This window comes from Streptomyces sp. NPDC091281 (genome assembly GCF_044757425.1).
In the GTDB taxonomy this organism is placed as follows: domain Bacteria; phylum Actinomycetota; class Actinomycetes; order Streptomycetales; family Streptomycetaceae; genus Streptomyces.
The window spans coordinates 491,480-517,342 of record NZ_JBIVUY010000001.1; the positions used below are offsets into that span (position 1 = coordinate 491,480).

Annotated in this window: 19 protein-coding genes; 10 read left to right on the plus strand and 9 right to left on the minus strand. The window is 73.8% G+C overall.

What is annotated here, in order from left to right:
* Positions 1-204 precede the first annotated feature (204 nt).
* A complete protein-coding gene (locus ACIQPQ_RS02125; protein ID WP_383767290.1) occupies positions 205-2,145 on the minus strand; it encodes a glycogen debranching N-terminal domain-containing protein in 1,941 nt (646 codons plus the stop codon).
* On the minus strand, positions 2,142-3,788 hold the full coding sequence (locus tag ACIQPQ_RS02130; RefSeq protein WP_401298518.1) for an MGH1-like glycoside hydrolase domain-containing protein: 1,647 nt from the start codon (positions 3,786-3,788) through the stop codon (positions 2,142-2,144). The genes ACIQPQ_RS02125 and ACIQPQ_RS02130 overlap by 4 nt, the downstream gene beginning before the upstream one ends.
* 120 nt (positions 3,789-3,908) lie before the next feature.
* On the opposite strand from ACIQPQ_RS02130, the gene ACIQPQ_RS02135 reads away from it, so the two are divergent.
* Together ACIQPQ_RS02135 and ppdK are read left to right on the plus strand one after the other, a co-directional pair.
* Positions 3,909-5,132, plus strand: a complete 1,224-nt coding sequence (locus ACIQPQ_RS02135) for an ROK family protein (RefSeq protein ID WP_401298521.1) — start codon at positions 3,909-3,911, stop codon at positions 5,130-5,132.
* A gap of 631 nt (positions 5,133-5,763) precedes the next feature.
* Positions 5,764-8,511 carry a pyruvate, phosphate dikinase gene (gene ppdK, locus ACIQPQ_RS02140; RefSeq protein ID WP_401298524.1) on the plus strand — a complete coding sequence of 916 codons (2,748 nt, stop codon included), beginning with the start codon at positions 5,764-5,766 and terminating at the stop codon, positions 8,509-8,511.
* A gap of 234 nt (positions 8,512-8,745) precedes the next feature.
* On the opposite strand, the gene eno is transcribed toward ppdK, so the two are convergent.
* Positions 8,746-10,026 carry a phosphopyruvate hydratase gene (gene eno / locus ACIQPQ_RS02145; protein WP_401299583.1) on the minus strand — a complete coding sequence of 427 codons (1,281 nt, stop codon included), beginning with the start codon at positions 10,024-10,026 and terminating at the stop codon, positions 8,746-8,748.
* 129 nt (positions 10,027-10,155) lie between these two features.
* Between eno and ACIQPQ_RS02150 the strand changes: the two genes are divergently transcribed.
* Positions 10,156-11,031 carry a winged helix-turn-helix transcriptional regulator gene (locus ACIQPQ_RS02150; protein ID WP_401298527.1) on the plus strand — a complete coding sequence of 292 codons (876 nt, stop codon included), beginning with the start codon at positions 10,156-10,158 and terminating at the stop codon, positions 11,029-11,031.
* Between the two features lie 46 nt (positions 11,032-11,077).
* Here the strand turns inward: ACIQPQ_RS02150 and ACIQPQ_RS02155 are convergent, their stop codons facing one another.
* Positions 11,078-11,572, minus strand: coding sequence for an excalibur calcium-binding domain-containing protein (locus tag ACIQPQ_RS02155; RefSeq protein WP_401298529.1), 495 nt, complete (start codon positions 11,570-11,572; stop codon positions 11,078-11,080).
* 337 nt (positions 11,573-11,909) lie between these two features.
* Here ACIQPQ_RS02155 and ACIQPQ_RS02160 point away from each other — a divergent pair, with 337 nt between their 5' ends.
* Positions 11,910-12,623, plus strand: coding sequence for a DUF4232 domain-containing protein (locus ACIQPQ_RS02160; RefSeq protein ID WP_401298531.1), 714 nt, complete (start codon positions 11,910-11,912; stop codon positions 12,621-12,623).
* A 205-nt stretch (positions 12,624-12,828) separates the two neighbouring features.
* On the opposite strand, the gene ACIQPQ_RS02165 is transcribed toward ACIQPQ_RS02160, so the two are convergent.
* The gene (locus ACIQPQ_RS02165) at positions 12,829-13,989 is read right to left on the minus strand and encodes an alkaline phosphatase PhoX (protein WP_401298534.1); all 1,161 of its coding nucleotides are present in this window, start codon (positions 13,987-13,989) and stop codon (positions 12,829-12,831) included.
* A gap of 126 nt (positions 13,990-14,115) precedes the next feature.
* Between ACIQPQ_RS02165 and ACIQPQ_RS02170 the strand changes: the two genes are divergently transcribed.
* Positions 14,116-15,054 (plus strand): SDR family NAD(P)-dependent oxidoreductase, encoded by a 939-nt coding sequence (locus ACIQPQ_RS02170; RefSeq protein WP_401298537.1) that lies wholly within the window; start codon positions 14,116-14,118, stop codon positions 15,052-15,054.
* Between the two features lie 147 nt (positions 15,055-15,201).
* Positions 15,202-15,984, plus strand: a complete 783-nt coding sequence (locus tag ACIQPQ_RS02175; protein ID WP_401298539.1) for a sulfite exporter TauE/SafE family protein — start codon at positions 15,202-15,204, stop codon at positions 15,982-15,984.
* Between the two features lie 12 nt (positions 15,985-15,996).
* Here the strand turns inward: ACIQPQ_RS02175 and ACIQPQ_RS02180 are convergent, their stop codons facing one another.
* The 3 genes from ACIQPQ_RS02180 to ACIQPQ_RS02190 form a co-directional block, all read right to left on the minus strand.
* Complete coding sequence (locus tag ACIQPQ_RS02180) at positions 15,997-16,611, minus strand: class F sortase (protein WP_401299586.1); 615 nt, start codon at positions 16,609-16,611, stop codon at positions 15,997-15,999.
* A 262-nt stretch (positions 16,612-16,873) separates the two neighbouring features.
* Complete coding sequence (locus ACIQPQ_RS02185) at positions 16,874-17,437, minus strand: hypothetical protein (RefSeq protein WP_401298542.1); 564 nt, start codon at positions 17,435-17,437, stop codon at positions 16,874-16,876.
* Between the two features lie 315 nt (positions 17,438-17,752).
* Complete coding sequence (locus ACIQPQ_RS02190; RefSeq protein ID WP_401298545.1) at positions 17,753-18,187, minus strand: gamma-glutamylcyclotransferase family protein; 435 nt, start codon at positions 18,185-18,187, stop codon at positions 17,753-17,755.
* Positions 18,188-18,357: 170 nt separating this feature from the next.
* Here ACIQPQ_RS02190 and ACIQPQ_RS02195 point away from each other — a divergent pair, with 170 nt between their 5' ends.
* Positions 18,358-20,073, plus strand: a complete 1,716-nt coding sequence (locus ACIQPQ_RS02195; RefSeq protein ID WP_401298548.1) for a M4 family metallopeptidase — start codon at positions 18,358-18,360, stop codon at positions 20,071-20,073.
* Between the two features lie 88 nt (positions 20,074-20,161).
* Here the strand turns inward: ACIQPQ_RS02195 and ACIQPQ_RS02200 are convergent, their stop codons facing one another.
* Complete coding sequence (locus ACIQPQ_RS02200; protein ID WP_401298550.1) at positions 20,162-20,842, minus strand: vancomycin high temperature exclusion protein; 681 nt, start codon at positions 20,840-20,842, stop codon at positions 20,162-20,164.
* A 196-nt stretch (positions 20,843-21,038) separates the two neighbouring features.
* Between ACIQPQ_RS02200 and ACIQPQ_RS02205 the strand changes: the two genes are divergently transcribed.
* The 3 genes from ACIQPQ_RS02205 (at position 21,039) to dnaG (ending at position 25,739) form a co-directional block, all read left to right on the plus strand.
* Positions 21,039-22,361: a deoxyguanosinetriphosphate triphosphohydrolase gene (locus ACIQPQ_RS02205; protein ID WP_401298552.1), complete on the plus strand. Its 1,323-nt coding sequence runs from the start codon at positions 21,039-21,041 to the stop codon at positions 22,359-22,361.
* Positions 22,362-22,554: 193 nt separating this feature from the next.
* Complete coding sequence (locus ACIQPQ_RS02210; protein ID WP_401298555.1) at positions 22,555-23,820, plus strand: NAD(P)/FAD-dependent oxidoreductase; 1,266 nt, start codon at positions 22,555-22,557, stop codon at positions 23,818-23,820.
* A gap of 29 nt (positions 23,821-23,849) precedes the next feature.
* Positions 23,850-25,739, plus strand: a complete 1,890-nt coding sequence (gene dnaG, locus ACIQPQ_RS02215; protein WP_401298557.1) for a DNA primase — start codon at positions 23,850-23,852, stop codon at positions 25,737-25,739.
* The last annotated feature ends 124 nt before the right edge of the window (positions 25,740-25,863 follow it).

The window sequence follows — 25,863 nt, forward strand, 5'->3', positions numbered from 1 at the left end:
GTACGAAGCCGGGTGGATCGGCGTATCCGGTGGCGGTCCGGCACCCGGCCGGTTCCGCCACCTTTTCGTACGGCTTGCTCCCCGCCGACGTTCAGCCCCGACGGCCAGCGCTCGGCAAACACCGTGCAAACGCCCGCCCAAGCGGCCCGCCGACCCCCGCGGTGACCGGTGCGCCGACCGTGCCGGGACGCGGTCCGGGTGCGGTCACGCGCCGCCGCCCACCGCGGTGAGCAGCGCCAGCGGGGCCGCCGCCGAGCGGGACTCCCGTACGCACGCGTGAGGGTACGGCACCGGCTCCGCGTGGGTGTCACGGCCGTACCCGGCGAGGACCTCCGGCAGCCGGTGGCCGGTCGCGGTGGCCGCGTCGACCAGGCCGTGGGCGACCGTACGGGCCTCGTCGTGCAGGCCGTAGCGGGCCAGGCCCAGGGTGATCAGCGCGTTGTCGTGCGGCCACACCGAACCCCGGTGGTACGACAGCGGGTGGTACGCCCCCTGCCCGGCGGCCAGCGTCCGCACCCCCCAGCCGGAGAAGAAGTCCGGCTCCAGCAGCCGCCGCCCGACCAGCTCGCCGTACTCCTTGTCCAGCAGCCCGGACCAGAGCAGATGGCCCGCGTCGGAGGCCAGCGCGTCGACCTGGCGGCCCTCGCCGTCCAGCGCCAGCGCCGGGAAGGAGTGCTCCCGCATCCAGAAGTCCCGCTGGAACCGGTCGCGCAGGTCGGCGGCGGCCTGTTCGAGGAGGGCGGCGTACGTCTCGTCCTGCCAGACGGTGCGCGACACCCAGGCGGTACGGCGCAGCGCGTCGTACGCGTACCCCTGGGCGCCCGCCGCCGTCACCGGGCCCGAGGCGCGGGTGCCGTCGGCCGAACAGATGGCGCCGGGGGAGTCCTTCCAGTTCTGGTTGGCGAGGCCGCCCTGGTCGGCGCGGTACACCAGGTAGCCGCGCGAGGTGAGGCCGCCGTGGTCGAGCATCCAGCCGACGGCGGCGCGCGCGTGCCGCTCCAGACGGCGGGCGAGGGCCGCGTCGCCGGTGCGCTCGACGTACGCCCCGAGCAGCACGAGGAAGAGCGGGGTGGCGTCCACCGAGCCGTAGTAGCGGCCGTAGGGGACCTGGTGGAAGTGGGCGAGTTCGCCGTGCCGGACCTCGTGGACGATCTTGCCGGGCTGGGAGACGGACTCCGGGCCGGTGCGGGTGGCCTGCGCGGCGGCGAGGGCGAGGAGGGTGGCGGCGGCCGGGGCGGGCCGGTAGGGCAGCGCGAACAGCGAGGTGAGCAGGGCGTCCCGGCCGAGCAGGGTGAGGAACCAGGGGGCGCCGGCCGCCGGGACGCGGAGTTCCTCGCCGTCCGGGCCGGTCGCCGGGACCTGGAGGGCGGCCAGGTCGGCGAGGCCCCGCGCGCAGGCCGACGCCAGTTCGGGCCAGCCGGTCGGGAAGGCCACGCCCTCCATGAACGCGCCCTCCTGCGCGAGGAGTTGGCCGGTCATGGCGGCCGGGGAGCTGGGCACCCGCAGGGCGCGCTTCTCGCCGTGCGGGCGGGCCATCACGCGCAGCGTCAGCTCGGCCGAGCCGTGCGGCTCCAGGTGCACCGTCCACACCAGGCGGCGGGCGCCGGTGCCGGTCTCCTCGACGCCGTCCGGGGCGGGGTCGGCGGTCACCGTCGTCACGGACCGCCACTCGCCGCGCCGGTAGCTGAACTCCACGCCGTCGTCCAGGATCTGGCGGCGGCGGACGGCGCCCGTCTTGGCGTAGGTGCGGTGGTCGGAGCGGAGTTCGAACTGATCGGTGAAGTCGGCGTCCACGGTGAGCGCCAGACGGACCGTCAGCGGCACCGGACGGTTGCCGACGATCCGCAGCGTCTCCACGAACGAGCTGTCCCCGACGGCCTGTTCACGGAAGAGCGTGCAGGCGGGCGGCTCGGTGCGCCCACCGCGCGGCACGAGCACACAGCGTGCCGCGTCCCCGTCCGCGACCGGTACGAGCGCCTCCGGCACCGCGCCGTCGACGGTGAGCTGCCAGCGGCTGAGATGCCGCGCGTCCCGGACGAACAGTCCGTCGGGGGACCCGGCGCCGCGGACGCCGCTGATGTCCCCGCGGTCCCCGACGGCGGCGAACGTCCCGCCGTACACGAGCAGATGATGCCGGTCCGTCATCCTCGGTCCCCTCCCTGGAGTCCCTGGAGTCCCTTGGGCCCCCGGGGCGCCGTGGCCCCCTTGAGCCCGGTGAACGCGGTGCCGCGGACCCCGTCGGTCGCGCGGTCCCGGTCGTGTGCGTGCGGCGCGGGGGCGGGGGCGGATAACGCGGCTTCGCCTGAACCGGCCTCGGCCCCTGCCCCGGTCCCTGCCTCGGCTCCTGTCACGGTCGCGGTCGCCGTCGGTGTGGGGGTCGCGGTCGGCGTCGGCGTCGGTGTGCCGTGTTCCGTCGGGCCGGGGTGGCGGTCCGCGTGGAGGAGGTCGAGGGCGAGGGCGGCGGTCCAGCTGAAGCCGGTCGCGCCGCAGGCCTCGCCGGTGCGCGGGTCGACGTACTCCGCGAAGCCCGAGGCGTCCGCGGTCTCCAGGGCGGCCGTGCGCAGCGCGTCGGCGCGCGCCCGCTCGCCGTGCAGCCGCAGGCCGCGCTCCACCAGCCAGGCCGTGTTGAACCAGGCCGGGCCGCGCCAGTAGCGGTGCGGGTCGAAGGCCTCGCCGAGCAGGTCGTAGCTCGGCACCAGCCGGGTCGTCGCGCCGAGCCCGAAGTGCGGGCCGCACAGGGTCCGCACCAGGCCCGCGACGACCTCGCGGGGCAGGCCCGGCAGCATCAGCGGCACCAGGCCGGACACCCCGCGCTCCGGGACCGGCCCGCCGCCGCGGACGTCCCGGCAGAAGAACATGCCCCGCGCCGGGTCCCAGAGGCGGTCCACCAGCGCCGCCGTCAGCCGGTCGGCGCGCGCGTGCCGGGCAGTGCCGGTGGCGCCCAACTCGCAGGCGATCCGCGCCAACGCGTGCTCGGAGGCGATCAGCAGCGCGTTGAACGCCGGGTCCTCCACCGCGAACTCGCCGCGCCCGTCCGCGTATCCGCCGTCGCGGTAGTCCGCCGCCAGCCGCACGTACCGCCCGTAGTCGAGGTCCGTCGGCCGGTCCTCCGCCGCCCCGTGGTCGAGGTCGGCGCGGCGGAAGGAGCGGGCCGGGGCCGGGGTGATCCGGGCCAACGGGGCGTCCCAGGAAGGGGCGTTGTCCATGCCCTGCTCCCAGGGGTGGACCACCGACACCAGCCCGCCGCCGCCCAGGTCGCGCCGGTGCAGCAGATAGCGGTGCCAGGCGGCGAGCCGGGGGTAGACGCGGGCCAGGAAGCCGCGCGCCCGCGACAGTCCCGGATCGGCGCGGTGCACCAGCCAGGCCGCGAGCGCGTGCACCGGTGGCTGCACGATGCCCGAGGTCTGTACGGTGCGCGGGGCGCCCGCAGCGCGCCCCGCGGTCGAGGAGCGCCAGAAGTCGGGGCTCGGGAAATACGCGTCGAGCGGCACGGAGGGGTTGAACACGATGTGCGGCACCCGCCCGTCGCCCCACTGGGCGTCCAGCAGCGTCTCCAGCTCCGTCTGCGCGCGGCGCGGCGAGAGGTGCCGCAGCCCGATCGCGACGAACGCGGAGTCCCAGGACCACTGGTGCGGGTACAGGCCCCGGGAGGGCACCGTCGAGGTTCCCGTCCAGTTGCCGTCCAGCACCTCCGCCGCTCTGAGGTGCAGCGACCCGCCGCCCGCGGCGGGATCGTATACAGGCGGGTACGCCGCCGTACGGGCGACGAGCTGGGCGGTGCGATCCACTCGGGGCTCCCCGAAGACGTGGCTGCCGAGAGGTTCGGCAGCGGCTACCGTAGGGTTACGTCTATTTAACACGCAAAACTCAATATGTAATGCACAGTTGGGAAACACAAGGGGGTGCGCATGACCGGACGGCCGGGACGGACGGGCAGAGGCGTCGGACAGGCGGGCGCCGGGGACCTCCTCGCGCTGGTCCGCACGGGCAGAGCCACCACCCGAGGCGCCCTCCAGCAGGCGACCGGACTCTCCCGCGCCACCGTCGGGCAGCGCCTCGACCGGCTCTTCCGCGCGGGCTGGCTGCGCGAGGGCGCGGGCGGCCCGGTCGACTCGCCGCTCGGCGGGCGGCCCTCGATCACCCTGGAGTTCGACGACGCGCACGCCGTCGTCCTCGCCGCCGACCTCGACACCCGCCACGCCCGTGCCGCCGTCCTCACCCTGACCGGCGAGATCCTCGCCGAGCACAGCGGCCCCGCGGTCCTGGAGGACGGCCCCGACGCGGTCCTCGGCGAGCTGGGCGCCTGGTTCGCCGACCTGCTGGAGAAGGCGGGCCACCGTGCCGACGAGGTCTGCGGCATCGGGCTCGCCGTGCCCGGCCCCGTCGACAGCGAGACCGGGCGCGTCGTCCAGCCGCCGATCATGCCCGGCTGGGACGGCTACGACATCCGCGGCCGCCTCGCCAGGGCGTTCACCGAACGCACCGGCGTCCCCGGCACGGTCCCCGTCCTCGTCGACAACGACGCCAACCTCATGGCGTACGGCGAACAGCGCACCGCCCACCCCGACTGCACGGCGTTCGTCCTCGTCAAGGTCTCCACCGGTATCGGCGCCGGGGTCGTCGTCGACGGCGCGATCTTCCGGGGCGTGGACGGCGGCGCGGGCGACATAGGGCACATCCGGATCGGCTCCGACGCGCTGTGCCGCTGCGGCTCCTACGGCTGCCTCGCCGCCGTCGCCTCCGGCGGCGCGGTCGCCCGGAGACTCGCCGAGAGCGGGGTGCCCGCGGCGTCCGGCTCCGACGTACGGGACCTGCTCGCCGCCGGACACCCCGGCGCGGCGGCCCTCGCCCGGGAGGCCGGGCGGCAGGTCGGCGACGTCCTCGCCACCGTCGTGACCCTGCTCAACCCCGGCGTGCTCATGATCGCCGGGGACCTCGCCGGGACCCCCTTCGTCACCGGCGTCCGCGAACTCCTCTACCAGCGCGCACTGCCCCGCTCCACGGCCCGCCTGGAGGTCGTCACCTCACACCTGGGCGAACGGGCCGGCCTGATCGGCGCGGCCGCGTCGGTCGTGGAACACCTGTACGCCCCCGAACGGGCGGAGGAACGGCTGGTGGCGCTGGGGGTGTAGGGGGCGTCCGGGGGTGCGGTACGGGTTGGTCGTGCACGTCGGACGGAGCGGCCCCGTCACGGGGCTCCGCCCCGGACCCCGGCGGGCGACCGGGCCGGGGCCCGCCTCCCACGCGGCCCTGGGGCAACGCACCGCCAGGGCGTTCGCCCACCCACCCACCCGTTTCCGTCGGCCGGTCCGCCCCGCCACGGGGCTCCGCCCCGGACCCCGGACCCCCCATGTCACACCCGCGTTTCCGATCCCATCCCTCCGTCCGGATGGTGGAACCGTGCCCGCCGCCACGGCGTGATTCTCGCCACCCTTGATAGGGGTAGCGCTCAGATGAGCGATCCGAGATCGACTGCACTTCTCCAAGGGGTGGCACTCAGTGCCACCCCTTGATCGTTCATCGATCGAAATCAACCGTGTCGCGGGCCGCTCATTTGAGCGTAAAATGGGGGGCAGGGAGGTGCGTGCGTTCAAGAGGTGAAAACATCGGCCGCTCTCCGCTTGCCAAGCTTTGACTTTCGATCCGGTGGCGGCCGACGGGTTACAGGCACATGACGTTCAGGCAGACCTCCCCAGACACCTTCGATCTGGGTATGTTCCTGGCCGTCAGGGCAGCCACCGCGTCCTCGAGGAGTCGAGACCCGTGTCGGAAAACAAAGATCTCCCGGTAGCCGAGACGGACGGGACCGTTGAGGCCGTGAAGTTCGTCTACGACTTCACCGAGGGCAACAAGGACCTCAAGGACCTTCTCGGCGGCAAGGGTGCCAACCTCGCCGAGATGACCAACCTGGGTCTGCCGGTCCCGCCGGGCTTCACGATCACGACCGAGGCCTGCAAGACGTACCTCGACAGCGGTGAGGAACCGGCGGCACTGCGTGACGAGGTGAGTGCGCACCTCGCCGCGCTGGAGTCCACCATGGGCAAGCGCCTCGGCCAGACCGACGACCCGCTGCTCGTCTCGGTCCGCTCGGGCGCGAAGTTCTCCATGCCGGGCATGATGGACACCGTCCTCAACATCGGCCTCTCCGACAGGTCGGTCCAGGGCCTCGCCAAGCAGGCCGGGGACGACCGTTTCGCTTGGGACTCCTACCGGCGCCTGATCCAGATGTTCGGCAAGACCGTCCTCGGCGTCGACGGCGACCTCTTCGAGGAGGCGCTGGAGGCGGCGAAGGAGGCCAAGAAGGTCACCGTCGACACCGAACTGGAGGCGGCCGACCTCAAGAAGCTGGTCACCCGCTTCAAGAAGATCGTCAAGACCGAGGCCGGGCGCGACTTCCCGCAGGACCCGCGCGAGCAGATGGACCTCGCCATCAAGGCCGTCTTCGACTCGTGGAACGGCGACCGCGCCAAGCTCTACCGCCGCCAGGAACGCATCCCGCACGACCTCGGCACCGCCGTCAACGTCTGCTCGATGGTCTTCGGCAACCTCGGCCCCGACTCCGGCACCGGCGTCGCCTTCACCCGCGACCCCGCCTCCGGCCATCAGGGCGTCTACGGCGACTACCTCCAGAACGCGCAGGGCGAGGACGTCGTCGCCGGTATCCGCAACACCGTGCCGCTCGCCGAGCTGGAGCGCATCGACAAGACGTCGTACGACCGGCTGATGCGGATCATGGAGACGCTGGAGAACCACTACAAGGACCTCTGCGACATCGAGTTCACCATCGAGCGCGGCCAGTTGTGGATGCTCCAGACCCGCGTCGGCAAGCGCACCGCGGGCGCCGCATTCCGGATCGCCACCCAGCTCGTCGACCAGGGCCTCATCGACGAGACCGAGGCGCTCCAGCGGGTCAACGGCGCGCAGCTCGCGCAGCTGATGTTCCCCCGCTTCGACGAGGAGGCCAAGACCCGCCAGGTCGGCCGGGGCATCGCCGCCTCGCCGGGCGCCGCCGTCGGCAAGGCCGTCTTCGACTCGTACACGGCCGTCAAGTGGTCGCGCTCCGGGGAGAAGGTCATCCTGGTCCGCCGGGAGACCAACCCCGACGACCTGGACGGCATGATCGCCGCCGAGGGCATCCTCACCTCGCGCGGCGGCAAGACCTCCCACGCGGCCGTCGTCGCGCGCGGCATGGGCAAGACCTGTGTCTGCGGCGCCGAGGAGCTGGAGGTCGACACCAAGCGCCGCCGGATGACCGTCCCCGGCGGGCACGTGGTGGAGGAGGGCGACCTCATCTCCATCGACGGGTCCAGCGGCAAGGTGTACCTCGGTGAGGTGCCCGTCGTCCCGTCGCCGGTCGTCGAGTACTTCGAGGGCCGGATGCACGCGGGCGCCGACGACGCCGACGAACTCGTCGAGGCCGTCCACCGCATCATGGCGTTCGCGGACCGCAAGCGGCGGCTGCGGGTGCGCGCCAACGCCGACAACGCCGAGGACGCGCTGCGCGCCCGCCGGTTCGGCGCCCAGGGCATCGGCCTGTGCCGCACCGAGCACATGTTCCTCGGTGACCGGCGCGAGCTGGTCGAGCGGCTGATCCTCGCCGACACCGACCAGGATCGCGAGGAATCCCTCAAGCAGCTTCTGCCGCTCCAGAAGCGGGACTTCGTCGAACTCTTCGAGGCCATGGACGGCCTGCCGGTGACGATCCGCCTCCTCGACCCGCCGCTGCACGAGTTCCTGCCCGACATCACCGAACTCTCCGTCCGGGTCGCCCTCGCGGAGTCCCGCCAGGAGTCCCACGAGAACGACCTGCGCCTCCTCCAGGCCGTGCACCGGCTGCACGAGCAGAACCCGATGCTGGGCCTGCGCGGCGTCCGCCTCGGCCTGGTCATCCCCGGCCTGTTCACCATGCAGGTCCGGGCGATCGCGGAGGCCGCCGCCGAGCGCAAGAACGCCAAGGGCGACCCGCGCGCCGAGGTGATGATCCCGCTCGTCGGCACCGTCCAGGAGCTGGAGATCGTGCGCGAGGAGGCCGACCAGGTCATCGCCGAGGTCGAGGCGACCACCGGGGTACGGCTCAAGCTGGCCATCGGCACCATGATCGAGCTGCCCCGCGCCGCCCTGACGGCCGGTCAGATCGCGGAGGCCGCCCAGTTCTTCAGCTTCGGCACCAACGACCTCACACAGACCGTCTGGGGCTTCAGCCGCGACGACGTAGAGGCCTCCTTCTTCACCGCCTACCTGGAGAAGGGCATCTTCGGCGTCTCCCCGTTCGAGACCATCGACAAGGACGGCGTCGGCTCCCTGGTCCGCCTGGCCGCCGAGGCGGGCCGTGCCACCCGACCCGACCTCAAGCTCGGCGTCTGCGGCGAACACGGCGGCGACCCCGAGTCCGTCCACTTCTTCCACGAGGTCGGCCTCGACTACGTCTCCTGCTCCCCCTTCCGCATCCCCGTCGCCCGCCTCGAAGCGGGCCGCGCGGCCACCCAGTCGGCGGGCAGCGACCACCGCTGACCCCTGCGGGGCCCGCCCCGGGGGCGCCTGACGCGCCCCCTTCCGACCCCGGGGCCGCCGCGGTCCCCGACCCTCACCACCGATCGCGGCGGCTCCGGCACGCAAGAGGAGGGCGTCACCCTGTGCGGGGGTGACGCCCTCCGGTGTTTCCGGCCCCGGTGTTTCCGGCCTCGGTATTCCGTCCTCCGGTGCGGGATGCCGTCACGTGCGCGGCGGCCAGGTGTGCCGCGGCTGCTACGCGCGCAGCCCCAGCGCCTCCCGGCCCGCGTACCGCGCCTGCGTCCCCAACTCCTCCTCGATGCGGATGAGTTGGTTGTACTTGGCGGTACGGTCGGCGCGGGAGAGGGAACCGGTCTTGATCTGGCCGCAGCCGGTGGCGACGGCGAGGTCGGCGATCGTGGTGTCCTCGGTCTCCCCGGAGCGGTGCGACATGACGACGGTGTAGCCGGCCCGGTGCGCGGTGGCGACGGTCGCGAGGGTCTCGGTCAGCGTGCCGATCTGATTGACCTTCACCAGAACCGAGTTGGCGATCCCGTCCCGGATTCCGGCCCGCAGCAGCGTCTCGTTGGTGCAGAACACGTCGTCCCCGGTGAGCTGGCAGCGCCCGCCGAGCCGCGCGGTCAGCGCCTGCCAGCCCTCGTGGTCGTCCTCGGCCATCGGGTCCTCGACCGAGGCGACGGGGTAGCGGTCGACCAACGCGGCGATGTGGTCGGCGTGTTCGGCGGACGTACGGCGGACGCCCTCGCCCGCGTAGGCGTAGACGCCGTCGTGGAAGAACTCCGAGGCGGCCGGGTCCATGACGAGGGTGATGTCGCTGCCGGGCTTGTACCCGCTGCGCTCGACGGCACGGACGACGAAGTCCAGGGCCTCCTCCGCGGTGCGCAGGTCGGGCGCGAAACCGCCCTCGTCACCGACGTTGACGCTGTGGCCCGCCTCGGCCAGTTGGCCGCGCAGCGTGTGGAACACCTCCGCGCCCATCCGGACGGCCTCCGCGAAGGTGGCCGCGCCGACCGGCGCGATCATGAACTCCTGGAAGTCCAGCGGGTTGTCGGCGTGGGCGCCGCCGTTGACGATGTTCATCATCGGCACCGGCAGCAGACGGGCGTCGACCCCGCCGACGTAGCGGTACAGCGGCAGCCGGTGGGAGGCCGCGGCGGCCTTGGCGGTGGCCAGGGAGACGCCCAGGATCGCGTTCGCGCCCAGGCGCGCTTTGTCGGCGGTGCCGTCCAGGGCGATCAACGCCGCGTCGACGGTGGCCTGTTCGTCGGCGGTCAGGCCGACCACGGCGTCCGAGAGGGCGTCGTTGACGGCGTCGACGGCCCGGCGCACGCCCTTGCCGTGGAAGCGGTCGGGGTCGCCGTCGCGGAGTTCCACCGCCTCGCGGGCCCCGGTGGAGGCGCCGGACGGGACGGCGGCACGGCCGAGCGAGCCGTCCGACAGTTCGACGTCGACCTCGACGGTGGGATGGCCGCGGCTGTCGATGATCTCGCGTCCGACGACCCGGCTGATGACCACGGGCACGGTGTACTCCTCACGGTCGGTCCGCCGCCGGTGAGGTGCGGCGGACAGGCGGTTCCCTGACGCCCCCCGATAAGTTCACCCGGGGAACAAAGTGGGTCCTGAATGAGAACTTACTATGGGGTCATGAGGATGCACAACGCTGACGAGACCTGTGGTGTCGCTCGGGCCGCCACGGTCCTGGGGGACTGGTGGAACGTGCTCGTGCTGCGCGAGATCGCCCGCGGGCACGTCCGGTTCGACGCGCTCGCCGCCGGGATCGGCCTGTCCCGCAACGTCCTGACCGAACGCCTCGGACGGCTCGTCGCGGCCGGTGTGCTGCGCCGCAGCCTCTACCAGCGCCGCCCGGTGCGCTACGAGTACCTCCTCACCGACGCGGGCGCGGCCCTGGTGCCGGTCCTGGTGGCGATGCAGGAGTGGGGCGACCGCTGGGTGCTGGGGGAGGGGAGCGTCACGCCGCACGTGGCGGAGGGGAGCGCGGAGGCCGAGCGGGTGCGGGGGCTGGTGGGTGTGCCGCTGCCCGACGGGCTTCAACTCCAGGGCGAGCAGGGCGTGTACGTGTCTGTCGTGCCCGAACCGGGGACGGTTGCCGTGCTGTTCACCTTCCCGGGCGTGAGTGACTGCCTGGGGGAGTCTCCGGTCCCCGCCGCGGATGACGCCGAGGCGCTGCACCGGCTGTTCCGGGAGGCGTGGCCGGAGTTCCGGGACGCCGGGGTGGCGGTGACCGGCGTCAGTACGCAACTGGTGCGGGAGCAGCGGGAGTTCGCTCGCGCCGAGCGTCTTCCGTACCCGGTTCTCTCCGACGCGGACCACCGGCTGGCGGCGGCGCTGCGGCTGCCGACGTTCCCCGCCGCCGGGCGGCTGCGGCACAAGGGGGTGCTGCTGGTCGTCGACGCCGAACGGGTCGTACGGCATGCGCTGTTGCCGGGGGAGGACCCGGCCGCTTCGGTCGCGGAGGCGCTGCGGCTGGCCCGGGAGGCCAGCCGGACGCCGGTCACCTGAGGGGGTGGTCGGCGTCCGGCCGTGCGCGGGCCGTGCGCGGGCCGGGCTACTCGCAGCCCGTGCCGTCCCCGTCGCGGTCCAGGTGCCTGCCGTAGCCCGGGTCGCCGACGTGCACCGGTGCCGCCCCGGCCGCGCGGGCCGCCGCACAGTTGCCGTAGTACACCGAGCCGCCGGAACCCCCGGAGCCGGAACCGGAGTCCGAGCCGGACCCCGAGTCCGAGCCGGTGCCGGAGTCGTCCTCGCGGGCTGCCTCCGCCTTCGCCGTGACCGTCTTCGTCACCCGTACCGTCTCCGTCGCCGTGACCGTCTCGGCCGGTTCGGGCGCGGCCGTCGCCGTGGCCGTGGCCGTCGTCGTGACGGTGACCGTGGGCGCCGGGCGGGCGGACAGGGGCTCCGCGTCCTTCGGCTTCGCGGACTCGTCGGAGCCGCCGACGGCCAGGCCCAGGAAGAGGGCGAGGGCGAGCGCGGGCAGGACGTACCGCTTGCGGGCCCACCTGGGGGCGGGGGCGGAAGGGGTGTACGGGTTGTACGGGTTGCTCATCGTGTCCCCCCGGACGGAGCTGAGTGAGGTGAGGGGACGACCGTAGGGGTGGGGATGGGTGGGGTGAGGACGGAGTGACCAAGTTGTGATGGTTGCGTGCGCTTCGCCGGACGGGCCGCCCGGACGGCCGCGCTCCGGACGCCTCCCCGCGATCGCCCCGACGCCCCGGCCGTCGGCCCGGATGCGTGATCTTGTCACCGGTCTGCGACAGCGAGGTCCGGGAACGGCGACGCGTGGAGCCGCGCGGCCCCGGCCCGCCTCCTACACACCGACCGAGCACCAAGCGCCACGCACCGACCAGTTGGCGGTGCGTCGACCAGATGAAACAGGGGATCTCATGTCCGGCAACCGTCGTAAGGCCTTCCTCGTCTCCGCCGTCCTCGTCGGCGGCGCGCTGCTGATGACGGCGTGCCAGGACGGCGACAAGGACAGCGGCGACAAGGCGGGCGGCTCCCCGGCGGGCGCGGGTTCGACCGCCGCCCCGGCCACCCCGACCGGGACCGGCGGCGGCGACGGCCAGGGCACCGGGAGCGGTGGCGCCGACCAGGGCAAGGACGGCGGCACGTCCGGCTCCGGCTCCGGCTCGGGTTCCGGTTCGGGTTCCGCCGGGGGCTCCGGCGCGGACACCGGGGACGGTGAGCGCAAGCCCGTCGGCCAGGTCTGCGGCGCCAACGACATCTCCTGGAAGACCAGGTCCGAGACGCAGGCGGGCGGTTACATCCTCCTCAGCGCCAAGGCGAAGCCGGGCATCACCTGCGTCCTGCCCGCCGCGCTGCCGGTGATCGCGTTCGGCTCCGACGGCACGGAGGCGGGGCCCGCCGAGCAGAGCGTCGGGAAGCAGATCACGCTGAGCGGTTCCACCACCGCCTATGCCGGGATCAACCCGAAGACCACGAACGGCGACTACGGCAAGGAACTCGACAGCATCATCGTCGCCGTCGGGAACGACGACGCGAACCCGGTGTCCCTGCCGGTCGGCACCATCATGGTCGACAAGCCGATCGTCACCAACTGGCACACCGTGCCCACCGACGCCGTCCCCTCCAGCTGAACGCCCCTTCAGCGGTGACTAGGGTCTGTCGTTTGGATCATGCCGGCTTCGGGCCTGGGTGCCTGGTGAGTGCCGGTGAGCGGGGTGTGGTGCGTGCAGCTGCAAGGCGGAGGAGGGCGTCGACGCGGAGCGTCGGCAACCGACGACAACGCCGCAGATGTGCGTGCCACACCCCGCGGCCCAGGCGTGATCCAAACGACAGGCCCTAGTTGCGGAACGGTCCCCGCACCTCGTAGGTGATGCCGCCCGACGAACTGCCCGACGTGCCGCGCTGGCTGGAGAAGTACAGGCGGCTGCCGTCGGGGGAGAAGGCGGGGCCGGTGATCTCCGAGGCGGACTGGCCGTCGACGCGGAGGAACGGCGCGATCACGTCGTCGGGCGTGATCACGCAGATCTCCATGGTGCCGCCGTCCTCCGCGACGAACAGGTCGCCGGAGGCGGTGCCGGTGATGTTGTCGACGCCGGTGAGGGGCGCCGTGCCCGAGGTCACCAGCGAGTCGTCGTAGGCGAGTTGATAGGTGTTGTCCGTCAGGTCCAGTTGCCAGACGCGGTTGTCGCCCTTGGTGGTGAACCAGACGGTGTCGTCGGCGTAGTGGCAGCCCTCGCCGCCGTTGAACGCCTTCGACCCCGCCACCTGGGTGCGGGTGGTGGTGGGCGAGCCGTCCGGATCGGGGACGGTGACCCAGCTGAACGCGCCCGAAGTCGCGGAACCGGCCACCATCACCTGGAGCGTCCCGGCCGACAGGTCGCCCCAACTCGTGGGAACGAAGCGGTAGAAGCGGCCGTTCGTCTCGTCCTCCGTCAGGTAGACCACCCGGCGCACCGGGTCCGCGGCGGCGGCCTCGTGCTTGAAGCGGCCCATCGCCGGGCGCCGCACGGCCGCGTTCACACCCCACGGATCGGTCTCGTAGACGTAGCCGAGGGAGACCTCCTCGCAGGACAGCCAGGTCCGCCACGGAGTGCTGCCGCCCGCGCAGTTGGTGCGGGTGCCGGACAGGATGCGGTACGCCGCCGTCACCGTGCCCGCCGCCGAGAACCGCACCGCGCTCGCCCCGCCGTTCGGGTCGATCTCCGAGTTCGAGACGTAGATCCAGCCCTCGCCGTCCGCGTAACAGGCCCCGCCGTCGGGGGCGTTGTGCCAGCGGTACGAGGTGCCGGGCACCGTCTGCCCGGACCGGGCGATCACCCGGCTGCTGAACCCGGACGGCAGCCGCACACCGTTGGCGTCCGGCGCGCCGAGCGCCCCGTACGGGCCGGTGCCGGGCTGCGCCGGGGCGGCGTACGCGGCGCCGCGCCACAGGGTTCCGCCGAGCACGGCGGAGGACCCGCCGATGACGGCCGCGCGCAGGAGGGTACGACGTTCCACGCTCACTCCCAGGGGGTGTCGTGACCACCCCGCGGCCGGACGGCCGCGGGGACCTCGCGCTGAGGGAGACTAGGACCGCCGGATGTCCATGTCATGGACACGTCTTGGCCAATGGGTGCCCCCGTCATGACCGGCCTACCCTGGGGGCACCCCCGGAGGGAGCACGCCCATGACCCCCAGCGCGTCCGGTGGAGCGCCCGCGACATCCCCGACCAGCGCGGCCGGGTCGCCGTCGTCACCGGCGCCGACAGCGGCCTCGGCTACGTCGTCGCGCGCGAGCTGGCCCGCCACGGCGCCCGTGTCGTCCTCGCCTGCCGCAGGGCGCGCCGGGGCCGGGAGGCGGTGGCCCGGCTGGTCGGCGAGGTCCCGGGCGCCGATGTGGAGACCCGGCGGCTCGACCTCGGGGACCTCGCCTCCGTACGGGAGTTCGCCGCCCCGATCGACCGGCTCGACCTGCTCGTCAACAACGCGGGCGGCCCGGCCCGGCCGTACGGCACCACTACCGCCGACGGGTTCGGGACCCACAGGGGCGTGCACCACCTCGGGCCCTTCGCCCTCACCGGACTGCTGCTGCCCACGCTGCTCGCCGCCCCGCCCGGCGCCCGCGTGGTGACCGTGTCCAGCATGGTCCACCTGGCCGGGAAGCCGGACCTCCGCGTCCTCGACGGCGCACGTGGCCCCCGCCGCCGGACCGCCTGCGGCCGCTCCCTGTCCGCCGACCTGCTCTTCACCCATACCCTCGCGCGCCGCCTGCGGGCCATCGGCAGCGACGTGGTCGCGGCCGCCGCGCACCCCGGCCGTGCCCCCGTCGGCCCGGTCACCCGCCTCCTCGCCCGCTCCGCCGAGGCGGGTGCCCTCCCCGTCCTCCACGCGGCGACCGCCCCGGACGTCGCCCCCGACTCGTTCACCGGCCCCTCCTTCGCGAGGTGGCGCGGCGGCCCCGCACCCGCCCGCCGCGCGCCCTGGACCCGCGACGACCGCGCCGGAGACCTCCTGTGGGCGGAGTCGGCACGGCTCACCGGGGTGACGTACCCCGAGCTGAAGGGCGCCGACCCGCAGGGGTGAACCCGGTCACCGCCTCGGGGTCCGGCCCGCGAAGCCCCCCCCCGCGTGGCCCGCGTCCCCCGCGTGACCCGCGAAGGCCCCGCGGGAACCTCTGAACGCGCTCAGATCGATGGACGGGGCACCTATCGGCTCCCTAGGGTCCCGATCATGCCCGACATATCCCTGACCATGGTCGTCCTGCTCTGCCTCGCCGCGCTCGCGGCGGGCTGGATCGACGCCGTGGTCGGCGGCGGCGGGCTCCTGCTGCTGCCGGTCCTGCTCCTCGGGCTGCCTGCGGGCACCCCCGCCGCGCACGCCCTCGGCACCAACAAGGCGGTCGCCATCGTCGGCACCACCGGCGCGGCGGTGACGTACGCCCGCAAGGCGCCGGTCGACGTCGGGCTCGCCGTACGGATCGGGCTGGCCGCGCTCGCCGGGTCCTCGGCGGGCGCCTTCTTCGCGGCGGGCATGAGCACCGACGTCCTCAAGCCGGTGATCATGGTGGTGCTGCTCGGCGTGGGCGCCTTCGTGATCCTGCGCCCCTCCTTCGGCACCGCCCCCGCCACCGGCCCGGCCGGTCCCCGGCGGGTCCTCGCCGCGATCGGCCTCGCGGGCGTCGGCATCGGCTTCTACGACGGCCTCATCGGCCCCGGCACCGGCACCTTCCTGGTCCTCGCGCTGACCGCCGTCCTCCACCTCGACCTGGTCACCGCCTCCGCCACCGCGAAGATCGTCAACTGCTGCACCAACGCGGGCGCCCTCGCCACCTTCGCCTGGCAGGGCGCCGTGCTCTGGCAACTGGCCGCCCTCATGGCCGTGTTCAACCTCGCGGGCGGCATGCTCGGCGCGCACACCGCCCTCAAGAGGGGCAGCGGCTTCGTCCGGATCGTCCTGCTGACGGTGGTCTTCGCCCTGGTGGCGAACCTGGCGTACGAGCAGTGGATCGCCTGAGCGGCGTCCGGCTCAGCGGCTGCCCGTCAGGTGGGCGAAGACGACCACGTTCCCCCGGTACCCGGTCGACCGGGAGTAGCCGCCGCCGCAGGTGATCACCCGTAGCTCGGGGCGGGCGGCGGCGCCGTAGACCTTCGCGTCGGGGAAGGTGCGGGCGTCGTAGACCTCGACCGTGTCCACGGTGAAGACGGCGGTGCCGCCGTCGCGCCGGTCCACCTCGATGACGGCGCCCCGGCGCAGCGCGCCCAGGTCGTAGAAGACGGCCGGGCCGTCGGCGTTGTCGACGTGTCCCGCGACGATCGCGGTGCCGGTCTCGCCGGGGGTGGTCCCGGCCTCGTACCAGCCCGCGAGGTTCTTCCGGGCGGCGGGCGGCACGTCCAGGCTGCCGGACTTCGTGAGTCCCAGCCCGGTCAGCGGGGCGTCGACGCGGATCGACGGGATGCGTACCCGGTCGGGAGGGGAGGGCGGCAGCGCGGGCGCCGACCGGCCCGACTCCTCGGTGCCGCCGGGCCGCGCCTCGGCGGCCGACGGCTGCGGCGGGGTGCGCGGCTCGGCCGCGCCGTGCAGCAGCCACACCCCCGCGCAGAGGGCGAGCGCGGTGACGGCGGCTATGAGACCGTCGCCCAGCCTCCGCCTCGACCGCGCCGACCGCGCGGCCCCTACGGGTCGTACGGGACCTACGGGGCGTACGGGCTCCCCGGACTCCCTGGGCTCCAGAGGATCTACGGGTCGTACGGGTCGTACGGGTCGTATGAACCGTGTGGACCGCATGGCTCAGCACCCCTCTCCGGGTCGGGACACCCCGTACCCCCTCCGGGCCGCGAGGGGCGTCGGACCCGGAGGGGGAGGGGACTTGCGGTACCGGCGGACGGACAGCGGAGGGTGTCCGTCAGATCCCGTCGCCTCTCGCCCGGCGATGCAGGAGCCAGGTACCGCCCGCGGCGGCGACGGCGAGCGCCGTCACCCCGGCCGCGGTCTGCACGGGATCGGGGCCCAGAGCGCCACCGACCCCCGTCTTCACACTTCCGCGCGGATAGAGCTGCTGGGCCGTCGTGCTGAGCACGACCACCAGGTCCCCGGTGACCTTCCGCCCGTCCGCCGCGCACTCCGCGACGATCTCGTACGTCCCCGGCTGCGCGCTCGGCGGCACCTGGAACTGTCCGATCGCCTGACCGTCGTGCGTGCTCGGCGCCAGGGTGAACCGCCCGGCGCCGACCGCCCCGGCGTCGCCCGCCGCCGACCCCGACTCCCCGCAGGCGGCCGTGTTCGCGCTCACCTGCCCGCCGGGCACCGCGGTGGAGGGGTACACCTTCAGCGCGCCCGCGGCCGGTCCGGCCGCCCCGGCGGCGGCCGCGGCGGCCGTGGAGGCGGCCAGGGCGGGTGCGGCGAGCCCGGCCCCGGCGGCCACGGCGAGCGCGGTACCGGTCAGCAGGCGGGCGGCGGTGCGTCGCATCGGTGCTCCTCCGAGCTTGTCGCGGGGCCGGCCCGCGACATCCCCATGTGCCGCTGCGTCGGTCGTGCCCCTGCACCTCCGAGGTAAGTACCGGCGGCGCCGGGCCGCTTCCTGAGGACGCGTCAGGAAGGGGATGAACGGGTGTCAGGCGTGCCCTCCGCGCCGTACGGGGAGGGGCCGTTCCAGCAGGTCACCGCCGCGTCGGCGGCCTCCTGGGGGAAACCGCCAGAAGAATGCCGCCCCGGGGGTGTGAACGGGTGACCCCACCCCCGGCCCGCGCCCCGCCTCACCGCGCGCCCCCCTCCCGCGCCCCCCTCACCCCACGACCCGCCCCGGCCCCCGCCACTCCCCGCCCGCGATCAGCCGCCCCTCCGTCCGCAGCCGGGCCGCCACCTCGGCCGCCGCGACGTAGACCCAGGCCCGCACCGGTGCCCCGGCGCCGAGGGGGAGCACCTCGCGGGCGATCCGTTCGTAGAGGTTCCGCGGGTCGCCCGGCCGGTACTCCTCCAGGACGTCCAGTTCGGCCAGCAGCGCGCCGTACGCGCCGGGCAGCGCGGTGACCAGTTCCCCGGTGACCGTGCCGCCGGGCTCCTCCACGGCGTACGGGTAGCCGGGGCCGTCGTACAGGACCGCGCCCGTCAGCCGGGCGGGGACCTCGTCGCGGGTACGGCCGCGCAGCAGCAGGTCGTGGTTGACCTCGCCGGGGCGCAGGGTGCCGTAGACGAAGAAGGGAAGCTCCGGAGCGATCACGGAAACGATTCTCCCCGAGCCGCCCGCCCACCCGGCCGCAGGGCCTCCCCGTACGGCCCCCGTATCTCCCCCCGAGGCGCTATGGACACGACCTGTCATGCCCACTTAAATCTCGGAACGACCTCGGCGCACCCCCCACGCGCCCACCGGCGCCCTCCCTGAGGAGTCCCATGCGTCCGCCGCACCCCGGCACCTCCGCGACCGTCCGGAGAACCCTGATCTCCGGGAAGCCCCTGAACCTGCCCGCCGCGGGCATCGCCGTCACCACGGCCGTCCTGCTGGCCGCCGTCCTCACCCCGCCCGCCGACGCCGCCCCGGACACCCGCGCCGCCGCCACCCCGGCCTCCGCGCCCCCGGCGCCCGTGGCCCCTGCCCCCGCCGCCCCGGCCCCCGCGCTCCGCGCCGCCGCCGTGGAGCAGGCGTCCGCCGCTCTCGCCGCGCACGGCGACCGCCTCGGTCTCGGCCCCTCGCAGCGCACCACGGTCCGGGACGTGATCGTCGACCGGGACGGCACCCGGCACGTCCGCTACGACCGCACCTACCGTGGACTCCCGGTCCTGGGCGGCGACTTCGTGGTCCACCTGGGCGAGGACGGCGCCTACCGTTCCGCCGACCGGGCCAGCACCGCCGCCGCCGCCCTCGCCGTCCCCACGACCGCCCCGGCCGTCACCGCGTCCGAGGCCGCCGACACCGCCGTGCGGGCCCTGCGCGCGGCCCACCCCGGCCAGACCCTGCAACGCGCCACCGCAGCGCCGGAGTTGGTGGTCGACGCGGCGCACGGCACCACCCCACGACTGGCCTGGCGGGCCGACGCCACCGCCCTCGACGCGCGGGGCAACCCGGTCGCCCGCACCCTGCTCACCGACGCCCGGACCGGTGCGCGGATCGACGCCTGGGACGGCCTGGAGACCGTCGCGGGCGACGGCCGTTCCCTGTACGCCGGGACGGTCCCGCTGGAGACCACCCGCTCCGGTACGACGTACCTCCTGAAGGACCCCACGCGGGGCAACACCTCGACCGGGGAGGGCACTTCGGGCACGCCCTACACGGACCGCGACAACCACTGGGGCAGCGGCACGACCGCCGACCGGGCCACCGTCGCCGTGGACGCGCAGTACGGCACCGCCGTGACCTGGGACTATTACAAGAACGTGCTGGGCCGCAACGGGATCGCGGGCGACGGCAAGGGCTCCACCAACCGGGTCCACTACGGCAACCGCTACAACAACGCGCTGTGGAGCGACAGTTGCTTCTGCATGACGTACGGCGACGGTGACGGCGTGCAGTTCGGCCCGCTGGTCTCGCTGGACGTGACGGGCCACGAGATGACCCACGGCGTCACCTCCAGGACCGCCCGGCTGGGCACGTCGGGGGAGTCCGGCGGCCTCAACGAGGCGACCTCCGACATCCTCGGCTCCCTCGCGGAGTTCCACGCGGCGAACTCCGCCGACCCCGGTGACTACCTGATCGGCGAGAAGGTCGTCCGCCCCGGCTTCGGCCAGGACGCCCTGCGCTACATGGACCGGCCCTCCAAGGACGGCAGTTCGGCCGACCACTGGAGCAGCGCGGTCGGCGGTCTCGACGCCCACTACTCCTCCGGCGTCGGCAACCACTTCGCGTTCCTCCTCGCCGAGGGCAGCGGCCCGGTCACCGTCAACGGCGTCACCTACAACTCCCCGACGTACGACGGCTCCACGCTCACCGGCATCGGCCGCGAGAAGCTCGGCAGGATCTGGTACCGGGCCCTCACCATCTACATGACGTCCACGACGACCTACGCGGGCGCCCGCACCGCCACCCTCGCCGCGGCGAGCGACCTCTACGGCGCGGCGAGCGCCGAACGCGCCGCGGTCGCGGCGGCCTGGCGCGCGGTCAACGTCAACTGAGCCTGCCGGAAGCCCACATGAGGCGGGCCGTACACCCCGGCCCGCCTCGTCCCCACGGGCCGACCACCCGCGCCCTCCCATGGAACGCCTACTCCTCCGACGCCGCCAGCGCCCGCGCCACCCCCGGCTCCCGCGGACCCAGGAAGCGCGGGTCCGGCTGGAACACCGCGTCCAGGGCCGCCTTGCCCGCGGCGAGGATCTCGCGGGCGCCGCCGTAGTACCAGGTCACGTCGTGCCGGGCGTCGACGCCGACGCCGTAGGACTCGATGCCCGCGCGCTCGCACAGGGCGACCGCCCGGCGGATGTGGAAGCCCTGGCTGATCAGGACGGCACGGTCCACGCCGAAGATCTTCTTGGCGCGGACGCAGGAGTCCCAGCTGTCGAAGCCCGCGTAGTCGCTGACGACGCGGCTGTCCGGGACGCCGTGCCGGGTGAGGTAGGCGCGCATGGCGTCCGGCTCGTCGTAGTCCTCGCGGCTGTTGTCGCCCGTGACGAGGACGACCTTGACCCGGCCCGCGTGGTACAGCTCGGCCGCCGCGTCCAGCCGGTGCGCGAGGTACGGCGAGGGCTCCCCGCCCCACAGCCCCGCCCCGAACACCACCGCCACGTCGCCGCGCGGGGCGTCGGCCGCCGTGCCCAGCCGGTCCGCCGTCGACACGAACAGCCAGGTGGCGGGCAGCAGCCCCAGCACGCACGCGCCCATCACGCCCTGTACCAGCCGCCGCCACCCCGTCCGGGTGCGCGGCAGCCGCGGTCGGCCGATCCTCATGCTGGTCCCCCCTGGTGGTACCCGGCGCCGGACCGCGCCCGCGGCCCCCGCCAGGCAAGACGCGCGCCCGCCCGCTCCGGTTGGCAGCCCGCGACGTCACCCGGATCACATCCGCCCGCCGCCCGAGCCCCGCCCCCCTCCCGCCTCTCCCACCCCGCTGTCCCCGGACGCCGTCCCCGCCGCTTACTGTCGAGGCATGGAAGGCACCGGCACCCCCCACCCCCAGGCACATCACCTCCCCTCGCTCGCGTACGACCCGGCGTCTCTCGACCGCTGGGCGCCGGAGCCGGACAAACGGCCCACCCGTACCGCCTTCCAGCGCGACCGGGCCCGCATCCTGCACTCCTCCGCGCTGCGCAGGCTCGCGGGGAAGACCCAGGTCGTCACGCCGGGCGTCAGCGCCCAGGCCTGGGACAGCACCCCGCGCACCCGCCTCACCCACTCCCTGGAGTGCGCCCAGGTCGGCCGGGAGCTGGGCGCCGCCCTCGGCTGCGACCCCGACCTGGTGGAGGCGGCCTGCCTCTCCCACGACCTCGGCCATCCTCCCTTCGGGCACAACGGCGAGGAGGCCCTGAACGAGTTCGCGGCGGACTGCGGCGGCTTCGAGGGCAACGCCCAGTCGCTGCGCCTGCTCACCCGGATCGAGCCCAAGCGCTTCACCGGCGACCCGGACACCGACGGCGGCGCCGCCAGCGTCGGCCTCAACCTCACCCGCGCCGCCCTGGACGCCGCCACCAAGTACCCCTGGCCGCGCGGCGCCCACCCCACCGACCCGGCGTCCCCCAAGTTCGGCGTCTACGACGACGACCGTCCCGTCTTCGCCTGGGTCCGCGAGGGCGCCCCCGGCACCCGTACCTGCTTCGAGGCGCAGGTCATGGACTGGGCCGACGACGTGGCGTACTCGGTGCACGACGTCGAGGACGGGCTGCACGCCGGGCACATCGACCCCAACCTGCTGCACGCCGAGCCCGAGCGCGCGGACGTCTTCCGCGTCGCGATCGGCCGGTACGTCCCGGCCGGCACCGACCCCGCCGAACTCGCCGCCGCCCTCGACCGGCTCCAGGACCAGGAGTGGTGGCCGCACGGCTACGACGGCACCGCCGTCGCCCAGGCCCGCCTCAAGGACGCCACCAGCCAGCTCATCGGCCGGTTCTGCCTCGCCGCCGAGACCGCCACCCGCGAGAAGCACGGCACCGGCCCCCTCACCCGCTACGGCGCCGAACTCGTCGTACCGCACGCCACCCGCCTGGAGTGCGCGGTCCTCAAGGCCGTCGCCGACCGGTACGTGATGCAGCGCGCCGAGCAGACCCGGCTCCGCGCCGACCAGCGGATCGTGATCTCCGAGCTGGCCGAGGCGCTCACCGCCCGCGCCCCCGAGGGCCTCGACCCGCAGTTCCGCGCCCTGTTCGACCGGGCCGCCGACGACCGCGCCCGCAAGCGGGTCATCGTCGACCAGATCGCCTCCCTCACCGACACCGCGGCCCGCTCCCTGCACGCCCGCCTCACCGCCCGCCCCTGACCGCCCCGGCGCGCGGCGGGGCGCCCGGCCCCGGCGCGCGCCCCACCCGCGCGCCGGAAGCGGGGGCCGCCGCCCCGGTGCGCCGAACGGGCCTGAGGACGACTCGCCCCGGCCCGATCGGGGTACTCCCTCTTCCGCCGCCACCCCCCGTGCGGGACGCTCGGGTGGCGGATCGCTTACGAGGAGGCAACACGTGGTCGACGCGGATCAGACGTTCGTCATCGTCGGAGGAGGCCTGGCCGGGGCCAAGGCGGCCGAGACGCTCAGGGCGGAGGGCTTCACCGGACGCGTGATACTGATCGGCGACGAGCGCGACCACCCCTACGAGCGTCCGCCGCTGTCCAAGGGCTTCCTGCTCGGCAAGGACGCCCGCGAGAGCGTCTTCGTCCACGAGCCCGCCTGGTACGCGCGCCACGACGTCGAACTCCACCTCGGCCAGACCGTCGACGCCATCGACCCCGCCGCCCGCACGGTCCGCTTCGGCGACGACGGCACCCTCGTCCACTACGACCGGCTGCTGCTGGCCACCGGCGCCGAACCGCGCCGCCTCGACGTCCCCGGCACCGGCCTCGCGGGCGTCCACCACCTGCGCCGCCTCGCCCACGCCGAACGCCTCAAGGGCGTCCTCGCCGCCCTCGGCCGCGACAACGGCCACCTGGTCATCGCCGGGGCGGGCTGGATCGGCCTGGAGATCGCGGCGGCGGCCCGCGGCTACGGCGCCGAGGTCACCGTCATCGAACCCGGACCGACCCCGCTGCACGGCGTCCTCGGCCCCGAGCTGGGCACCGTCTTCGCCGACCTGCACCGCGAGCACGGCGTCCGCTTCCACTTCGGCGTCCGGCTCACCGAGATCATCGGCCAGGACGGCATGGTCCTCGCCGTCCGCACCGACGACGGCGAGGAACACCCCGCGCACGACGTCCTCGCCGCGATCGGCGCCGCCCCGCGCACCGCCCTCGCCGAGGCCGCGGGCCTGGAGCTGGCCGACCGCGCCCACGGCGGCGGCGTCGCCGTCGACGCCCGGCTGCGCACCTCCGACCCGCACATCTTCGCCGCCGGGGACGTGGCCTCCTTCCGCCACCCCCTCTTCGGCACCACCCTGCGCGTCGAGCACTGGGCCAACGCCCTCAACGGCGGCCCGGCCGCCGCCCGCGCCATGCTCGGCAAGGACGAGACGTACGACCGGGTGCCGTACTTCTTCTCCGACCAGTACGACCTGGGCATGGAGTACAGCGGCTGGGCGCCGCCCGGCTCCTACGACGAGGTCGTCATCCGCGGCGACGCGGGCAAGCGCGAGTTCCTCGCGTTCTGGCTGAAGGACGGTCGCGTCCTCGCCGGGATGAACGTCAACGTGTGGGACGTCACCGAACCCGTCCAGGCCCTGATCCGCTCCGGGGCGCCCGTGGACCGGGACGCGCTGGCCGCCCCGCACGTCCCGCTGGAAAGCCTCGTCCCGTGAGGGCCGGTCCGCCCCCGTAGACTTCACGCGTGGCAGGACGGATCAACGACGAGGACGTGAAGGCGGTACGGGACGCGGTCCCGATCGACGCCGTGGTCTCGGAGTACCTCCAGCTGCGCGGCGCGGGCGGCGGCAACCTCAAGGGCCTGTGCCCCTTCCACGACGAGAAGTCGCCGTCCTTCCAGGTCAGCCCCAGCAAGGGTCTCTTCCACTGCTTCGGCTGCCAGGAGGGCGGCGACACCATCACGTTCGTGATGAAGGTCGACCACCTCACCTTCTCCGAGGCCGTCGAACGCCTCGCCGCCCAGGCCGGCATCACCCTGCGCTACGAGGAGGGCGGCTACAACCCCTCCCATCAGCGCGGCGAACGCATCCGCCTGGTCGAGGCCCACAAGATCGCCGCCGAGTGGTACGCGGAACGCCTCGCCACCGACGCCGAGGCCGACACCGGCCGCGTCTTCCTCGCCGAACGCGGCTTCGACCAGGCCGCCGCCGTCCACTTCGGCGTCGGCTACAGCCCGCAGGGCTGGGACCACCTCACCCGCTTCCTGCGCGGCAAGGGCTTCACCGACAAGGAACTCCTCCTGTCCGGCCTCGCCCAGGAGGGCCGCCGCGGCCCCATCGACCGCTTCCGGGGCCGCCTGATGTGGCCCATCCGCGACATCGGCGGCGACGTCGTCGGCTTCGGCGCCCGCAAGCTGTACGAGGCCGACAACGGCCCCAAGTACCTCAACACCCCCGACACCGCGCTCTACAAGAAGTCGCAGGTCCTCTACGGCATCGACCTCGCCAAGAAGGACATCGCGAAGGCCTCCCGCGCGGTCGTCGTCGAGGGCTACACCGACGTCATGGCCTGCCACCTCGCCGGGGTCACCACCGCCATCGCCACCTGCGGCACCGCCTTCGGCGGCGACCACATCAAGATCCTGCGCCGCCTGCTGATGGACAACGGCAGCGCGCGCGTCATCTTCACCTTCGACGGCGACGCCGCCGGACAGAAGGCCGCCCTGCGCGCCTTCGAGGACGACCAGAAGTTCGCCGCCGAGACCTACATCGCCATCGCCCCCGACGGCATGGACCCCTGCGATCTGCGGCTCGCCAAGGGCGACGAGGCCGTCGCCGACCTCGCCGAACCCCGCACCCCGCTCTTCGAGTTCGCGCTCCGCCAGATCGTCGTCCGCTACGACCTCGACACCCCTGGGGGAAGAGCTGCGGCTCTGGCAGAGGCGGCTCCTGTCGTGGCGAAGATCAAGGACCCCAGCGCTCGGCGAGAAGTTGCGGTAAGCCTCGCAGGGCTCGTAGGGATTGTGAACCAAGAATTCGTCGTGGAGAAGGTAGGCGCCCTGGTCCGCCGTGGTGGTAGGCAGGCGCCGAATCTTTCTCGCACTCGCGTGCCCGAACTCGAGGCCACCCACAGGCCGACCAGTGCTGGTCCAGCGTTGAATCTGCGAAACGCCACTTACGCCATTGAGCGTGAGCTTCTCAAGCTAGCCCTCCAGCGCCCCGAACTTGTGTCGCCCGCGTTTGATGCCTATGGCATCGACGAGTTCACTGCTGCTCCCTATGCCGCGGTGCGAGAGGCCATCTTGGAAGCGGGCGGTGCCGAAAACGGGATTCAGAACGCTCAGGACTATCTCGTGCGCGTCAGGGATGCGGCCCCCGACGACACTGTCCGTGCGATGGCCACCGAGTTGGCGGTCGAGAGAATCATGAGGCGCACCGTAGATGAGAGCTACGCGGACGAGTGCCTTGTGAAGGTCCGCCGTCACGCTGTGCGACGGCAACTGGTGGAACTGCAAAGCTCGTTGACCCGCATGAGCCACACGGACCCCGCTCAAGTAGCGGCAATTCAGAACGAACTGTGGGTCCTCCAGCAGTACGACCAGGCGCTGCGCGAGCACGGCGCCGCCGCCCTGTAGCCGCCGCCGGACCACGGCCGGACGGCCCCGGAGCCCCGGCGCGCCCCCTGCCCGAGCCGCGCGGCCGGTGTCCCGTCACGCACCGGACGGGCGCGGACGCAAAAAGTCATCGCACGCCCCTCGT

Coding starts and splice junctions, on each gene's coding strand:
- ACIQPQ_RS02125 (WP_383767290.1), bottom strand. CDS start 2,145: ATGACGGACCGGCATCATCTGCTCGTGTACGGCGGGACGTTCGCCGCC.
- ACIQPQ_RS02135 (WP_401298521.1), top strand. CDS start 3,909: ATGACCGGACGGCCGGGACGGACGGGCAGAGGCGTCGGACAGGCGGGC.
- ACIQPQ_RS02150 (WP_401298527.1), top strand. CDS start 10,156: ATGAGGATGCACAACGCTGACGAGACCTGTGGTGTCGCTCGGGCCGCC.
- ACIQPQ_RS02155 (WP_401298529.1), bottom strand. CDS start 11,572: ATGAGCAACCCGTACAACCCGTACACCCCTTCCGCCCCCGCCCCCAGG.
- ACIQPQ_RS02160 (WP_401298531.1), top strand. CDS start 11,910: ATGTCCGGCAACCGTCGTAAGGCCTTCCTCGTCTCCGCCGTCCTCGTC.
- ACIQPQ_RS02170 (WP_401298537.1), top strand. CDS start 14,116: ATGACCGGCCTACCCTGGGGGCACCCCCGGAGGGAGCACGCCCATGAC.
- ACIQPQ_RS02175 (WP_401298539.1), top strand. CDS start 15,202: ATGCCCGACATATCCCTGACCATGGTCGTCCTGCTCTGCCTCGCCGCG.
- ACIQPQ_RS02185 (WP_401298542.1), bottom strand. CDS start 17,437: ATGCGACGCACCGCCGCCCGCCTGCTGACCGGTACCGCGCTCGCCGTG.
- ACIQPQ_RS02195 (WP_401298548.1), top strand. CDS start 18,358: ATGCGTCCGCCGCACCCCGGCACCTCCGCGACCGTCCGGAGAACCCTG.
- ACIQPQ_RS02200 (WP_401298550.1), bottom strand. CDS start 20,842: ATGAGGATCGGCCGACCGCGGCTGCCGCGCACCCGGACGGGGTGGCGG.
- ACIQPQ_RS02205 (WP_401298552.1), top strand. CDS start 21,039: ATGGAAGGCACCGGCACCCCCCACCCCCAGGCACATCACCTCCCCTCG.